At 72.0% G+C, this 14629-nt stretch carries 12 protein-coding genes; 7 read left to right on the top strand and 5 right to left on the bottom strand.

The window, feature by feature from the left end; translation table 11 throughout:
* The 3 genes from HAV39_RS14780 to HAV39_RS14770 form a co-directional block, all read left to right on the top strand.
* The coding region (locus HAV39_RS14780; protein ID WP_483398700.1) for a beta-xylosidase family glycoside hydrolase at nt 1-551 on the top strand (551 nt) is incomplete at its 5' end.
* 314 nt (nt 552-865) lie between these two features.
* Nucleotides 866-2053, top strand: coding sequence for an endo-1,4-beta-xylanase (locus HAV39_RS14775; RefSeq protein ID WP_191839779.1), 1188 nt, complete (start codon nt 866-868; stop codon nt 2051-2053).
* Nucleotides 2054-2629: 576 nt separating this feature from the next.
* Nucleotides 2630-3337 (top strand): polysaccharide deacetylase family protein, encoded by a 708-nt coding sequence (locus HAV39_RS14770; RefSeq protein ID WP_191839778.1) that lies wholly within the window; start codon nt 2630-2632, stop codon nt 3335-3337.
* 54 nt (nt 3338-3391) lie between these two features.
* Here the strand turns inward: HAV39_RS14770 and HAV39_RS14765 are convergent, their stop codons facing one another.
* A complete protein-coding gene (locus tag HAV39_RS14765) occupies nt 3392-3676 on the bottom strand; it encodes a hypothetical protein (RefSeq protein WP_191839777.1) in 285 nt (94 codons plus the stop codon).
* A gap of 264 nt (nt 3677-3940) precedes the next feature.
* Here HAV39_RS14765 and HAV39_RS14760 point away from each other — a divergent pair, with 264 nt between their 5' ends.
* The 4 genes from HAV39_RS14760 (at nt 3941) to HAV39_RS14745 (ending at nt 8964) form a co-directional block, all read left to right on the top strand.
* Nucleotides 3941-6601 carry a tetratricopeptide repeat protein gene (locus HAV39_RS14760; protein WP_191839776.1) on the top strand — a complete coding sequence of 887 codons (2661 nt, stop codon included), beginning with the start codon at nt 3941-3943 and terminating at the stop codon, nt 6599-6601.
* A 73-nt stretch (nt 6602-6674) separates the two neighbouring features.
* Nucleotides 6675-7799, top strand: coding sequence for a sensor histidine kinase (locus HAV39_RS14755; RefSeq protein WP_191839775.1), 1125 nt, complete (start codon nt 6675-6677; stop codon nt 7797-7799).
* On the top strand, nt 7796-8458 hold the full coding sequence (locus HAV39_RS14750) for a response regulator (protein WP_191839774.1): 663 nt from the start codon (nt 7796-7798) through the stop codon (nt 8456-8458). The genes HAV39_RS14755 and HAV39_RS14750 overlap by 4 nt, the downstream gene beginning before the upstream one ends.
* A 77-nt stretch (nt 8459-8535) precedes the next feature.
* The gene (locus HAV39_RS14745; RefSeq protein WP_191839773.1) at nt 8536-8964 is read left to right on the top strand and encodes a hypothetical protein; all 429 of its coding nucleotides are present in this window, start codon (nt 8536-8538) and stop codon (nt 8962-8964) included.
* A 61-nt stretch (nt 8965-9025) separates the two neighbouring features.
* On the opposite strand, the gene HAV39_RS14740 is transcribed toward HAV39_RS14745, so the two are convergent.
* From HAV39_RS14740 to HAV39_RS14725, 4 genes are all read right to left on the bottom strand, one after another.
* Nucleotides 9026-11062 carry a beta-galactosidase gene (locus HAV39_RS14740; protein WP_203736230.1) on the bottom strand — a complete coding sequence of 679 codons (2037 nt, stop codon included), beginning with the start codon at nt 11060-11062 and terminating at the stop codon, nt 9026-9028.
* Nucleotides 11063-11194: 132 nt separating this feature from the next.
* Nucleotides 11195-12535 (bottom strand): extracellular solute-binding protein, encoded by a 1341-nt coding sequence (locus HAV39_RS14735; protein ID WP_191839772.1) that lies wholly within the window; start codon nt 12533-12535, stop codon nt 11195-11197.
* A gap of 55 nt (nt 12536-12590) precedes the next feature.
* Nucleotides 12591-13391 (bottom strand): carbohydrate ABC transporter permease, encoded by an 801-nt coding sequence (locus HAV39_RS14730; RefSeq protein ID WP_308440871.1) that lies wholly within the window; start codon nt 13389-13391, stop codon nt 12591-12593.
* Between the two features lie 119 nt (nt 13392-13510).
* A complete protein-coding gene (locus HAV39_RS14725; RefSeq protein WP_191839770.1) occupies nt 13511-14437 on the bottom strand; it encodes a carbohydrate ABC transporter permease in 927 nt (308 codons plus the stop codon).
* Nucleotides 14438-14629 lie beyond the last annotated feature (192 nt).

The following is a 14629-nucleotide window of genomic DNA, read 5'->3' as shown; positions in this document are numbered from 1 at the left end:
TGCGGTCGCGGCCCTCGCACCTGCGGATCTACGGCGGGCAGTCGCCGGTCGGCAAGCAGACCCCCAGCCTGGTCGCCCGCCGCGTCGGCGCGACCCGGTGCTCGCTGGAGACCGCCGTCGAGTTCGACCCCGCCGACCACCGGCACCTCGCCGGCATCACCGCCTACTACAACACCCTGAACTGGTACTACCTCTACGTCACGCGCGCCGACGACGGGCGGGCCGTGCTGGAGCTGCTCAGCTCCGACAGCGGCCGGCGCACGGTGTACCCGGACCTCACCGTGGACGTCAGCGCGGCGGGCCGGATCGGCCTGCGGGCGGAGTTCGACGGGCCCACGGTGCGGTTCTCCTACGAACTCGGTGACGGCTGGCGGCAGCTGCCCGTCGAGCTGGACGCCACGATCCTGTCCGACGAGCACGCCGCTCTGATCATCGACGGCGAGCCCGCCGCGTGGGGCTTCACCGGCGCGTTCCTCGGCCTGTGGGTGCAGGACCTCGGCAACGACGGCGTGCACGCCGACTACGACCACGCGACCTACCTCGAGCACTGACTCCGCAGCACGATCGAGGCCGGACGGCACGACCGTCCGGCCTCGATGCGCTCTGCGAAACTTTCGGGGGCTGAGGAAGCAGAATCAACGCCGCACCATGGGATTTCCGGAAGTTCTGATGGTTGACGGTCCTGAATGGCCATCGTAATGTTTCGGCCTAGTAACGGAACATGAGCCGCAACTACCGCCGCACCGCGTTCGGGCCTGGCTCAGCAACGGCCCGCGTTCGCCGCGCACGGCGTCATCCGCACCAACGCAAACTCCCGTGCCACTTCCGTCGACCCCGTCGACCGCTCACCACGGAAGGAACGCCCATGAAATTCAGACGCTGGATCGCCACCGGCGCCGTCGCCATCGCGACCGTCGGCGCGCTCAACACCCTGCCGGCCTCGGCCGGCAGTCCGTACAACCCGGCCGATCAGAGCCTGCGCAACCTCGGTCTGCGCCACGACCTGTACATCGGCACCGCGGTCGACATGGCGGCCCTGAACGACGCCGCCGACCCCCGCTACCGCGAGCTCGTCTCCTCGGAGTTCTCGACGGTGACCGCGGAGAACGTGATGAAGTGGGAGAGCCTGGAGCCCACCCGCGGCACCTACAACTGGGGCCCGGCCGACGAGCTGATCGCCTTCGCCAAGCAGAACAACCAGCGGGTGCGCGGGCACGTGCTGGTGTGGCAGAACCAGCTGCCCGGCTGGCTCACCACCGGCGTGAGCGACGGCTCCATCACCACCGCGCAGCTGCGCGACATCCTGCGCAACCACATCACCAACGTGGTGAAGCACTTCAAGGGCAAGATCTGGCAGTGGGACGTGGTCAACGAGGCCGTCAGCGACCCGTGGGACAGCCCGCCGACCCTGCACTACAAGGGCTTCTGGGCGCAGCACCTGGGCCCGGACTACATCGCCGACGCGTTCCGCTGGGCGCGCGCCGCCGACCCGAAGGCGCTGCTGTTCTACAACGACTACAACATCGAGGCCTTCGGCTCCGGTGACCCGGCCAACGACAAGACCCAGTTCGTCTACAACATGGCCAAGGAACTGCTGGCGAAGCGGGTGCCGATCGACGGCGTGGGCAGCCAGGGCCACCTGGGCACGCAGTACGGCAACTACGACACCCTGCAGGTGGCCGCGGCGTTGAAGAAGTTCGCCGGACTCGGGCTGGCGACCGCGTTCACCGAGGTCGACGTGCGCAGCCAGATCACCGAGGCGATGCAGAACGGCGACTCCAACGAGATCAACCCGCGGCTGCAGGCGTCGGCGGCGAACTACAGCGTGCTGCTGCAGGCCTGCCTGGCCGACCGGCACTGCCTGTCGTTCACCGTCTGGGGCTTCACCGACAAGTACTCGTGGGTGCCGAACTGGTTCGGCAACGAGGGCCTGGCCAACATCTACGACGAGAACTACCAGCCCAAGCGGGCGTACAACCTGATGAAGGCGGACCTGATCTACACCGGCCCGCCGTACGTGCTGCCGCGCATCCCGCAGAAGGCGCGCGGGTAGCGGAGCCGCACCACCCGTGGGGTCCGGCGGCCTGGGTTTCCTGGCCGCTCGGGCCCCGCTTCGTCGGTGGCGGGTGGAGCCGAGCGGTGCGACGCAGGCGGGCGGCCCTACACCGTCCGCCGCCGTCGTGTCCTCGCACCGCCCGGCATCACCGGGCCCCTCGGAACGGCCCGGCCTGCGGCCACGCCGCCGGCCTGCCGCCCCGGTCGCGTCCGGAGACACTCCGGCGCAACCCCGTGCGGTCGCCACCGCCGGTCACGGCGTCTCCTCCATCGCGCCGGGACAGCGGCCAACGGCCGACACATTGGCCACAGCATCCGCAGTATTTCGGCGGCACCGATGGCCGTCAATGACTTTCGGAAAGTATCGGAGCCGCGTCGCCGCCGCACGTCGGACGCCTCCTCGACGGGGCCGCGGTCGCGACGAACCGCGGCCGATCCATGGTCGCCGATAGTTTCCGGAAGTGGTTGACGCTACGAAAACGGTCCGCCGAGAATGAGATCCGCGACGCACAGAAACGTTTCTGCCTGACCATAGAACAGTTTCCCCACCGCCCGACCTGCGAGGCACGCCTGTATGTTCGCCTCAACGAACAGCCGCCGCGTGCTGCGGCTGACCGCCGCGTGCTGCGCCCTCGCGCTGGCCCTCGGCATCGCTGGCACCGCCCAGGCCCGACCCGGAGTGAGCACCGCCATCATCGACACCGCCCGCGGCGACGGCAACGTCGTCAGCTTCACCTTCGACGACGGCCCCAACCCGACCGACACCCCGCGGCTGCTCGACGTGCTGCGCCGCCACCACGTCAAAGCCGTGTTCTGCCTGCAGGGCGACCATGTCGAGCAGCACCCCGAGCTGGTGCGCAGGATCGCCGCCGCCGGGCACACGCTGTGCAACCACAGCATGCACCACGACGACATGAGCACCTGGACTCCCGAGCAGATCGCCGCGGACCTGCGGCAGACCAGCGCCGCCATCCGCCGCGCGCTCCCCCACGCGCGCATCCCGTACTTCCGCGCCCCGTACGGCGCCTGGGGCCAGACCCCGGCCGTGGCCGCCTCGCTGGGCATGCAGCCGCTGGGCTGGCGGCTGGCCATCGCCGACTGGGAGACCCCCGGCACCGACGAGCTGGTCCGCCGCCTGGAAGAGGGCATCACGCCCGGGGCGGTCGTGCTCATGCACGACGGCGGCGGCGACCGCAGCCAGACCGTCGACGCCGTCGACCGCGTCATCCCGGCCCTGAAGGCCCGGCACTGGCGCTTCACCCTGCCCGAGACGGGCTGCTGAGCGGTCCCTGCGGCGTTGCCGGGGCCCTCGCCGCCACGAGGGCCCCTCCCGGGTTCAGCCGGCCGCGGTCCGGCGCCGCTTGCGCTCGTCCCGCAGGATCTGCTTGGCCTCCTGCCGGCTGAGGCCGAGTTCGGACAGCAGTTGCTTCTGCGGTATGAGCAGCAGCGCGCCGATACCGACGCCGATCGCCGCCCCGCACCCGGGCGAGAGCATCAGATTGTTGGCGATGAGCAGCACCAGCACCCCGACCATCACCGCCGAGAAGACCCAGACGGAGATCTTCAGGTTGCGGTGCGAACGGACCAGCCGGTCGAGGTCCTCCGGACTCAGAGTGCGCATGGTCACCGATGCCTTCCACTCGTGAACGTGCCTGGTGGCTGCCGTGGCGGGCCATGCCGCGGCACGCCGACGCTAACGGGACGCTGCCGCCGCCCGCTGCCACGCCCCGGCTCGTGTGCCGACGTTCGACCTGGTCAACCGGCCCTCAGCGGCATCGCGCCGGTTCCCCGGTGCGGGCCGGTCCGGTGACCGGCGCGGGCGGACCGTCCACATCGGTACGCCTAGAATCGCATCGACGGCGGACACGGGAGGTCGCGGACCACGATGGCGGAACGGTCGCACGATCAGGACTCCGCGCCCAGGACCGCGTTCACGGCCGCACTGGCGCAGCTGCGCCGCCGCCTGCCCGACATGTCCGACGAGGTGCTGGCGCGCCGGGCGAGCAGCATCGCGCTGCCGTCCGGGCGGCGGATCGCCGTCAACGCCCGCCGCCTCGGCGAATGGATCAACGGCCGGTCGGTGCCCCGCGACTTCGAGCAGGTGCATGCGCTCGTCCAAGCCGTCGAGACCGCCGTGGGCGGGCCCGCGACGGGCCAGTCGCTACAGCGCTGGCGGCAGCTGTGGCGGGCCGCGCACGAGCAGCAGCGCACGCCGGCGCGCACGCCGCCGGCCGCGAGTCCCGGGGCGGAGCTGGTCGTCGGCCGCCCGCCCAGCGACGCCGCCTCGTTGCGGGAGCGCCCGGACCTGGCCGCGGCCATCGACGACGCGCTGCGCGACGACGCGATCCGCCAGGTGCTGCTGACCGGGCCGGGTGGAGCGGGCAAGTCGCAGCTCGCGGCGGCGGCGTTCCATCGGGCGCGGGGCGGCGGGGGCCTGTTCGCGTGGGTGTCGGCGTCGTCGCGGCAGTCGCTGCTGGCCGGGTATGCGCGCGTGTGGCGGGCGGTCGCGGGCGGGGTCCTGGACGGGCCCGCCGCGCCCGGTGGCCGCCCGGCGCACCCGGACGGCTACGGCCACGACGAGGAGACCCAGGCCGACCTGCTGGTCGCGTGGCTGCGCGCCACGCCGCAACCGTGGCTCGTCGTGCTCGACGACGCCGACGACCCGGCCGACCTGGACGGGCTGTGGCCGATCGGCGAACACGGTCGCAGCATCGTGACGACGCGCCGCCGCGACGCGTTGGTGCTGCGTCCCTCGGCACGGGTCGTGCAGGTGGGCATGTTCACCGGTGCGGAATCGGTGGACTACCTGCGCAACCGCCTGTCGCTGGACCCGGCGGCGGGGCACGGCGAGCCGCCGCCCGACGGTGAGCTGGCCGGGCTGGCGGCGGCGCTGGGCCACTTCCCGCTCGCGTTGTCGCAGGCCGCGGCGTTTCTCATCGACACCGGCACCGGCGTCGCGGCGTACCGGCGGCTGCTCGACGACGAGCGGGAGCGGCTGGCCGACCTGTTCCCGCCGTCGTCACCCGCCGACGGCCACGACCGTACGGTGGCCAGCACCTGGCAGCTGGCCGCGCAGCGGGCGGCGGCGCTGGCCAAGCCGGGCGCGGCGCAGCGCATGCTGGAACTGGTGTCGCTGCTGGCCCCGGTGGGTGTGCCGCAGGAACTGCTGCTGACCGGCGCGGCGAGGGCCTGGATCGGCGCGGACCGGCGCGAGGCGTTGCCCGCGTTGCGGGCGCTGCACCGGCTCAGCCTGATCACCCACGACACGGCGACGGTGGCGATGCACGCCCTGGTGCAGCGTGCGGTCCGGGAGTCCGTCCCGGACACCGAGCTGCCCGCCCTGGCGCGTGCCGCCGCGGACGCGCTGGACGAGGCGTGGGCGGCGCCGGACGGCGGCCTGCCGGTGGCCGCGCTGTACGACAGCCTGCTGGCGCTGCGGCGGGCGGCCGCTGAGCACCTGTGGCACGGGGGCATGCATCCGGTGCTCCGGCGGCTCGGCGAGCACCTGATGGCGGTAGGGCGCACCGCCGCGGCCCGCGACGCCCTGGACGACCTGCTCCTGCAGGCCCGCGCCAGGTTCGGCGGCGAACACCGGGACACGATCTTCCTGGCGGCGCAGCGCGCCCAGGCTGTCGGCGAACTCGGCGACCCCGCGGCGGCGCATCCGGAGCTGACCCGCCTGCGGCGCGACGCCGAGCGGCTGCTGGGCGCCGACGACCCGGACACGCTGTGGATTCGGCTGCACGAAGGGCTCCAGCCGTTCGAGCTGGGCGCGCCCGCCGCGACGCTGGCCGACATGGTGCCACTGCTCGCACAGGCCACGGCCGTGCTCGGAGACGAGCATCCGCTGACGCTGGCGGCGCGGCGCTACGTCGCGCTGTGCCAGGGCATGTCCGGTGACCCGGCCGCGGCGCGGGACGGCTTCCGCGCGCTGGCCGGCGAGATGACGCGGCGGCGCGGGCCGGCCCATGCGGACACCGTCAGCACCCTGTCCGACCTGGGCCGGTGGATCGGCGAAGCGGGCGACGCCGAGCTGGCCGTGCAGACGTACCAGCGTGCGGTGGAAGGGCTCGTCGCGGTGCACGGGCCGCTGCACCACGACACGCTGACCGCCCGGCACAACCTGGCGTACTGGCGCGGCCTGGCCGGGCAGCCGGCCGCGGCGGTCGAGGAGTTCGGGGTCGCCACGCAGGACGCCGAACGTGCGCTCGGACCACGGCACCCGACGACGCTGACGTTCCGCACCAACCTCGCCTACTGGACCGGCCTGGCCGACGACCCGGGGGCGGGCATGGCGGCGCTGGCCGCGTTGCAGACGGTCGTCGAGGAGGTGTTCGGGCAGGCTCACCCGCGCGCGCTGCGCACCCGGCAGCTGCACGCGCAGCTGCGCCACCGCGGCGGTGACGTGGCGGGCGCGGTCGGCGAGCTGACCGCGGTGCTGGCCGACATGCGGGCCGTGCAGAGCGACGACCATCTGCGTACCGGCGAGGCGGCGCAGCTGCTGGCGTCGTGGACCGCGCCGCCCGGCGCGACGGCGTCCGTCTGACGGGCCCGCGACGGGTGGTCGTCGCCGGTGCGTGTTCGTTGACCGGATGCCGGTGACCGGCCACAGTGGAGCCGTGCACCGTGCTCTCCACGCGCTGACCGTGGCCGCGTACCTGACGCTGGTCGCCGGCGTCGTCGTGGCGGAGCCTCCGATAACCATGCCGCACCATCCGGTGGCCGCGATCGTGCTGGGCGCGCTCTACGTCGGGTCGGCCACGGTCGGTTTCGGCCGGGTGCGCCGCCGGTCGGGGCGGGCCCTGCACGTCGCGTTCGTGGCGGCCCAGTCGCTGCTGGGTTATGCGGTCTTCGTGGCGTCGGGCGCGTCGGTCGGCGCGATCCTGCTGCTGCTGGTGCTGGTGAGTCAGAGCGCGCTGCTGCTGCCGCTGCGGGGCGCGCTGGTGGTGGTCGGCCTGGTCCCGTTCGCGCATCTGGGCATGGAGTGGCGGGCCGGGCTGCGCGAGGGGCTGGGCATGCTGGCCGCGGCGGCGTTCGCCGCCGTGCTGACCCGCCTGATCGTGCGCGAGCAGCAGGCCCGCCAGGAGCTGACCCGGGCCCACGAGCAGCTGCGCGAGTATGCGCTGCAGGTCGAGCGGCTGGCCGTGGCGCAGGAACGCAACCGGGTCGCCCGCGACATCCACGACGGGCTCGGCCACTCGCTGACCGTGGTGCAGATGCAGGTGAAGGCGGCCCGGGCGGTGCTGGGCACGGACCCGGACCGGGCCGATGCCGTGTTGGCCAAGGCCCAGGCGCAGGCCGAGGAGGCGCTGGCGGAGGTCCGCCGCTCGGTGGGCGCGATGCGCGAACCGCGACCGCGCGCGCCGCTCGCCGAGGCGCTGCGCGAGCTGGCCGAGCAGGCCTCCGCGGCGGGCGTGCCGACCAGCCTGGACATCGCGGGCCAGGCCCGGCCGCTGCTGACCGCCGCGCAGGAGTCGCTCTACCGGGCGGCCCAGGAAGGGCTGACCAACGTGCGCAAACATGCCCGGGCCACCCGGGCCGAGCTGGTCCTCGACTACACCCGCCCGGCCGCGGTGCGGCTGGAGGTCCGCGACGACGGCGCGGGCGTCGCCGCCGAGCCCGCCGGCCTGCCGGGCTACGGCCTGCTGGGGGTACGCGAGCGGGCCGCGCACGCGGGCGGCCGGATGAGCCTGGAGTCCGCGCCCGGCTGTGGCGCGACGCTGAGCGTGGAGGTGCCCGGGTGAGCGCCGGGCCGGTGCGGGTGCTGCTCGCCGACGACCAGTCGCTGTTCCGCGAGGCGCTGGCCGTGCTGCTCGGCGTCCGGGACGACATCGTGGTGGTCGGCGAGGCCGGCGACGGCGCGCAGGCGCTGGACCGCGCCGCCGCGCTGCGGCCCGACGTGGTGCTGATGGACCTGCGCATGCCGGTCCTGGACGGGGTCGCGGCCACCCGGCGGATGCGGGTCGAACACCCCGGGGTCCGGGTCATCGTGCTGACCACGTTCGACGACGATGAGGACGTGTTCGCGGCGCTGCGGGCCGGGGCGCTGGGCTACCTGCTCAAGGACGCGTCTTCGGCACAGCTGGTGGAGGCGGTCCTCGCCGCCGCCCGCGACGAGGCGGTGCTGCAGCCCTCGGTGGCCGCGAAGGTGGTGGCCCGGTTCGCGAGGCTGCCCGACGAGCAGCCGGCCGCCCGGCCGCAGCCGCTGGTGGTGCCGTTGTCCGAACGGGAGCTGGAGGTGCTGCGCCTGCTCGCCGACGGCCGCTCCAACCGGGAGATCGCCGCCGTGCTGTTCCTGGCCGAGGGCACGGTCAAGAACCATGTCAGCGGCGTGCTGGCCAAACTCGACGCCCGCGACCGCACCCAGGCGGCGCTGCGGGCCCGCGCGCTCGGCCTGCTGTGACCCTGTGCCCGATCGTGACCGGTGACCATGACTTCTGGCACCTGTGTGCACGGACCGGCCGGTTCAGGATGGCTCCCATGACGACTCCCGCGCCCGGCTCGACCGCCTCCGCCGAACACGCTCCCGCACGGTCGGCCACCCGCAAGAACCTGCGTTTCGCCCTGCACTTCGCCGAGATGGCCGTCGCCATGGTCGTCGGCATGGCCGCGCTGGGCCCGCTGTGGTCGCTGGCGTGGCCCGGCCTGTCCGACCTGACGGTTGCGAACGTGCTGGTCATGGCGACGAACATGACGATCGGCATGGCGCTGTGGATGCGGTTCCGGCGGCACGGCTGGGCCCGCATCGCCGAGATGTCCGCCGCGATGTACCTGCCGTTCCTGGTCCTGCTGGTGCCCTACGCGTTCGGCGCGGTCTCCGGTGAGGCGCTGATGATGGGTGGCCACCTGCTGATGCTGCCCGCGATGCTGGCGGCGATGCTGTGGCGGCACCACGAGTACCGCCACTGAGCACCGCCGGGGACGGACCGGCACCGCCGGCACGCGGTCCCGGTCCGTCCCCGGTCGGCGCTCAGCTCAGCCGCACCACGCGCACACCCCGCGGTGGCAGCGGCAGCTCGCCCTGCGGCCCCCGAGCCCCGGCGAGCGGCTCGCCGGGCAGCTCGGTGACCGTGAGGGGCTGGTCGGTGCGGTTGACGAGGAACGCGAAACGCTCCTCACCGCGACGCCGCACGGTCAGCTCCACGACGCCGCGCGACCCGGGCGGAAGTTCACTGGTCACGCCCGCGGCCGTGGCCAGCCCGTCCAGGACCGTGGTGAGACCCTGCGGCCCCAGCCGGGTCGACACGTACGCCGCCGAGCCTTCGCCGACGGTGCGGCGGGTGACGGCCGGGTGCCCGGCGTGCTCGCCGGTCGCGTAACGCGACTGCACGGCGACGTCCGGGGCGGTGACCTGGACCCGCTCGGTCCACAGGGTGGCGGGCAGGCCGCCGTCGAGGGTCACCGTCTCGGCGTCGAGCAGCGGCGCGAACTCCTCGACGCGGATGCCGAGCAGGTCGCGCAGCGCGCCGGGGTGGCCGCCGAGCCAGACGTGGTCGTGCTCGTCGACGATGCCGGAGAAGTACGTGGTGACCAGGTGACCGCCGGCCTCGACGTAGCCCTGCAGCTCCTTGGCGACCGGTTCGCCGACCATGTGCAGCATCGGGGCGACGACCAGGGAGTAGCCGTCCAGCGCCGTGCCCAGCGGCACGACGTCGGCGCGGATGCCGAGGTTCAGGAACGCGGTGTACCAGTCCAGCGCCTCCTGCCGGTAGCGCAGGCGGTCGGTCGGGTGCGAGTCGGCTTCGGCGGCCCACCACGAGTCCCAGTGGAAGACGATCGCGGCGGGCGCCTGCTCCCGGGTCGCGCCGGCGACCGGGGCCAGCTCGCGCAGCGTCGCACCCAGGGCGGCGGCGGACCGGAACACGTCGCTGTCGGGCCCGGCGTGCGGGACCATCGCCGAGTGGTACTTCTCGGCGCCCGCCGCGGACTGCCGCCACTGGAAGAAGCAGACCGCGTCCGCGCCGTGCGCGACGTGGGTGAGCGAGTCGCGGGCCAGCTCGCCGGGCTTCTTGGCGACGTTGATCGGCTGCCAGTTGACGGCGCTGGTGGAGTGTTCCATGAGGAACCACGGCCGGCCGCCGGCGATGTTGCCGGTGAGGTTCGCCGAGAACGACAGCTCGTCGAGCGCCTGCGGGCCGGGCTCGCGGTAGTGGTCGTTGGAGACGAAGTCGATGTCGGCGGCCCAGGCCGCGTAGTCCATGCCCTTGGTCCCACCCATGATCATGAAGTTGTGGGTGACGGGCACGTCGGGGGTGAGCCGGTGCAGGACGTCGCGTTCGGCCCGCAGGTGGTCGCGCAGCGCGTCGGAGGAGAAGCGCTTGAAGTCCAGCTGCTGGGTCGGGTTGGGGTGGGTGGCGGCCAGCCGCGGCGGCAGGATCTGCGCCCAGTCGCTGTACTCCTGCGACCAGAACGCGGTGCCCCAGGCGTGGTTGAGCGCTTCGACGGTGGCGTAGCGCGCCTGCAGCCAGGTGCGGAAGGCGCGCGCCGCGTCGTCGGAGTAGTCGTAGACGTTGTGGCAGCCGAGCTCGTTGGACACGTGCCAGGCGGTGAGCGCCGGGTGGTCGGCGTAGCGGCCGGCCATCTTCTCGACCAGGGCCAGGGCGTGCTCGCGGAAGACCGGCGAGGTGGGGCGCCAGTGCTGGCGTCCGCCCGGCCAGATCGTCTCGCCGCGGGCGTTGACCGGCAGGATCTCGGGGTGCTTCGCGGTGAGCCACGGCGGCGGTGAGGCGGTGGCCGTGGCCAGGTCGACGGCGATGCCGTTGTCGTACAGCAGGCCCATGACCTCGTCGAGCCAGTCGAAGCGCCAGGTGTGCTCGGCGGGCTGCAGTTTCGCCCAGGAGAAGATGCCGAGCGAGACGATGTTGACCCCCGCTTCGCGCATGAGGCGTACGTCGTCGCGCCACACCTCACGCGGCCACTGCTCGGGGTTGTAGTCGGCGCCGTAGGCGAGGCCGGGTGCCACGTTGTCGGGCCGGCGCAGCCACTGCGGGCGGGCGGGGTGGGTCACGGGGTGCTCCTTGCCAGGTTGTGCGGTCGGGCCAAGGCCAGGGGCCGCGCCGCGGGCGGTCGGGGTGTGCCGCCCGCGGCGCGGGGTACGTCGCGGGCGGGGTTCGTGGCCCGCCCGCGGCGCGGGCTACGGTCAGCCGACCGTGAAGCCCTGGTCCTTGCCGTACTTGGCGGACGCCTCCTGCCAGGCCTTGAGGCCGTCGGCGAGGGGCTTGTCCGTCACGTACGCCTGTCCGACGGTGTCGTTGAAGATGCTGTTGGCGTAGACCTGGAAGGGCAGGTACGACCAGCCGGGCACGACGTCGGCGGCCGACTTCGCGAAGATCTCGTTGGCCTTCTGGCCGCCGAAGTACGGGAACTCCTTGCCGAGGAAGGCGTCGGACTTCAGCTCAGCGGTGGTGGCCGGGAACGCCCCGTTGTCGACGCGGATCTTCACGCCCTCGCCTGCGGTGGCGTACTTGAGGAACGCGTAGCCCAGGGCGTTGTTGGCACCGGCCTTGGGGAGGGCCAGCGAGCTGCCGCCGTTCTCAGCCGCGGCGTTGGCGCCGGCGGTCCACTGCGGCATGGGCGCGACGCGCCACTTGCCCTTGGCGGCGGGCACGCCGGACTCGAGGTTGGCGGGCATCCACGCGCCGATGACGAGCGTGGCGATGCTGCCGTCGCCGAGGCCCTTGTACCAGCCGTCGCTCCACGAGCCGACCGGCGCGAGCAGCTTGTTGCTGATGAGCTGCTGCCAGGTGGTGGCGAACTTGGTGGAGCCCTCGTCGGCGAGGTTGAGCTTGACGTTGGTGCCGTCGACGGCGAACGGCTTGCCGCCGGCCTGCCAGATGAGGCTGGTGGTGAAGCCGGCGTCACCGGTGTCGTTGGTGATGTAGGCCTTGGGGTCGGCGGCGTGCAGCTTCTTGGCGGCCGCGGCGTACTCGTCCCACGTGGTCGGCACTTCGATCTTGTGCTTGTCGAAGACCTCCTTGTTGTAGAACAGCGCCATCGGGCCGGAGTCCATCGGCAGGCCGAAGGTGCCGCCGCCGGTCTTCACCGACGACCACGGGCCGGGGGTGAAGGTGCCGTCGAGCTCACCTGCGCCGAACGCGGCCAGGTCGGTCAGCGACTTGCCGAGGGCGAACTGGGGCAGGGCGTAGTACTCGATCTGCGCGACGTCGGGGACGCCGGAGCCGGCCGCGATCGCGTTCTGCAGCGCGGTGTACTGGGCGTTGCCGGTGCCGGCGTTGACCAGGTTGACCTTGACCTTGGGGTACTTGGCCTCGAAGGCGGTGACGACCTGCTTGAGGGTCGGCTCCCAGGCCCAGACGGTGACCTGGCCGCCCTTGTCGAGCGCGGCCTGCACCTGGTCGGCGGAGACCGGGGTGGTCGTGTCGCCGCCGTCGTCGGAGCCGCAGGCGGCCAGGGCCGCGGTCGTGAGCGCGGCCGTGGCGAGCGCCGCTGTGCGCAGGAACGCGCGTCGGTTGGTGAACATCGGTGTCCTCTCAAACGGGGGTGTAGCGCTTGCGTGAGCGGTGAGGTCGGTGGGTTCAGTCCTTGACGCCGCCGGCCGCCAGGCCGGACTGCCAGTAGCGCTGCAGGAACAGGAAGGCGGCCAGCAGCGGCAGGATGGTCAGCAGCGAGCCGGTGATGACGAGGTGGAAGATGGCCTGCCCACCGGCGGTGGCGGCCTGGTCGTTCCACGCGTTGAGGCCCAGGGTCAGCGGGTACCAGTCCGGGTCCTTGAGCATGATCAGCGGCAGGAAGTAGTTGTTCCAGGTCGCGACCATGGTGAACAGCGCGACCGTGACGATGCCGGGCGCGAGCAGCGGCATGCAGATGCGCAGGAAGGTGCGCAGCTCGCCAGCGCCGTCCACGCGTGCGGCCTCCAGCAGTTCGCCGGGGATGGCGCTCGCGGCGAACGTCCACATCAGGTAGAGCCCGAACGGCGAGATGAGCGAGGGGATGATCACGGCCCAGGGGGTGTTGGTCAGCCCGAGCTTGGAGAACATCAGGAAGGTGGGCACGGCCAGGGCCGTTCCGGGCACCGCCACAGCGCCGATGACGACGGCGAAGACGCCGCGCTTGCCGGGGAAGTCGAACTTCGCCAGGGCGTATCCGCCCAGCGTGGCCAGGGCGGTCGCGCCGCCCGCGCCGAGCACCACGTAGAGCAGGGTGTTGAGCAGCCAGCGGACGAACACGCCGTCGTCGTAGGTGAGGGTGTCACGGATGTTGCGGAACAGTGCGAAGTCGTCGTCGAACCACAGCCCGAACGAGCTGAACAGGCCTTCCTGCGTCTTGCTGGCATTGATGACCAGCCACACCAGCGGCACCAGGCTGTAGATCAGCATGAGCGCGGTGAGCGCGGTCAGCAGCGGGCTGCGCCGCCGGCGATCGCGGCGTACGCGGTTGCGCAGCGGTGCCGCCGTGCGGGGCGCGGCGACGGTCGGGTCGGTCTGCGTCGTCATGGCTACTTGTCCTTCCGCGTGCCACGCAGCTGGACGGCGTAGGCGACGATCATGGTGAGGATGCCCATGACGATCGCGACGGTCGCGGAGTAGTTGTACTGCTGGCCGGAGAACGACAGCGAGTACGCGTACATGTTCGGGGTGAAGTACGTGGTGATCGCGTTCGGGGCGATGCTCTGCAGAATGTTGGGCTCGTTGAACAGCTGGAAGCTGCCGATGATCGAGAAGATCGTCGCGATGAGCAGCGCGCCCTTGATCGCCGGGAGCTTGACCGACCGGATGACCTGCAGCTGGCTCGCGCCGTCGAGTTCGGCGGCCTCGTACAGCGACTTCGGCACGACCTGCAGCGCGCTGTAGAAGATCAGCATGTTGTAGCCGACGAACTCCCAGGTGACGATGTTGCCGATGGAGGCGAGCACCAGGTCCGGGGAGAGCGGGTCGGGCAGCGATACGCCGAAGGTGTCGTTGATGTTGCCGACCAGGCCGAACCGGGACCCGTACATGAAGCCCCACATCAGCGTCGCGACCACGGCGGGCACGGCGTAGGGCATGAACACGGCGACCCGGAAGAAGGCCTTGCCGTAGAGCCTGCCGCTGTCGATGGCCAGGGCGACCAGCAGCGCCAGGAACAGCATGATCGGCACCTGGACGAGCAGGAACAGGGTGACCCGCCAGGTCGCCGACCAGAACTGCGGGTCGGTGAACACCTGCTGGTAGTTCTCCAGGCCGACGAAGCTGGTGCCGCCGATCAGCCGGGTCCGGAACACGCTCAGGTAGACCGCGTAGGCGATGGGCGCGACGAAGACGAAGGCGAACACCGTCATGAACGGGCCGACGAACGCCCAGCCGGTCCAGGACCTGCGGCGGCGCGCTGGTCTGGGGGCGGCTTGTCCGGTGCGCGAGATGGTCGGAGGGGCAAGCACCGTCATGTCTCCTCCTTCCGACAGATCTCAAGAGTGGCTGGTCAGGTCAGATGTTTACGCAAACATAGCGCCGCTGCCGGATCACACCGACGTTGCACGAACGGGGGTGGCTCCATCACGTTGCGTAATGTTTACGTAAACATCAGCTCGGTGATAGTGTCACCGACGCCGAACAGGCGTCAAGAAGCGGTTTCGGAT

The sequence above is a fragment of the Catellatospora chokoriensis genome, assembly GCF_011297315.1.
Taxonomy (GTDB): domain Bacteria; phylum Actinomycetota; class Actinomycetes; order Mycobacteriales; family Micromonosporaceae; genus Catellatospora; species Catellatospora citrea.
This window is presented reverse-complemented; position numbering and strand designations above follow the sequence as displayed.

What these genes read in the sequence shown, in the direction of transcription:
- HAV39_RS14775 (WP_191839779.1), top strand. Translation starts at nt 866, where the DNA reads ATGAAATTCAGACGCTGGATCGCCACCGGCGCCGTCGCCATCGCGACC.
- HAV39_RS14770 (WP_191839778.1), top strand. Translation starts at nt 2,630, where the DNA reads ATGTTCGCCTCAACGAACAGCCGCCGCGTGCTGCGGCTGACCGCCGCG.
- HAV39_RS14765 (WP_191839777.1), bottom strand. Translation starts at nt 3,676, where the DNA reads ATGCGCACTCTGAGTCCGGAGGACCTCGACCGGCTGGTCCGTTCGCAC.
- HAV39_RS14760 (WP_191839776.1), top strand. Translation starts at nt 3,941, where the DNA reads ATGGCGGAACGGTCGCACGATCAGGACTCCGCGCCCAGGACCGCGTTC.
- HAV39_RS14745 (WP_191839773.1), top strand. Translation starts at nt 8,536, where the DNA reads ATGACGACTCCCGCGCCCGGCTCGACCGCCTCCGCCGAACACGCTCCC.
- HAV39_RS14735 (WP_191839772.1), bottom strand. Translation starts at nt 12,535, where the DNA reads ATGTTCACCAACCGACGCGCGTTCCTGCGCACAGCGGCGCTCGCCACG.
- HAV39_RS14730 (WP_308440871.1), bottom strand. Translation starts at nt 13,391, where the DNA reads ATGCTGATCTACAGCCTGGTGCCGCTGGTGTGGCTGGTCATCAATGCC.
- HAV39_RS14725 (WP_191839770.1), bottom strand. Translation starts at nt 14,437, where the DNA reads ATGACGGTGCTTGCCCCTCCGACCATCTCGCGCACCGGACAAGCCGCC.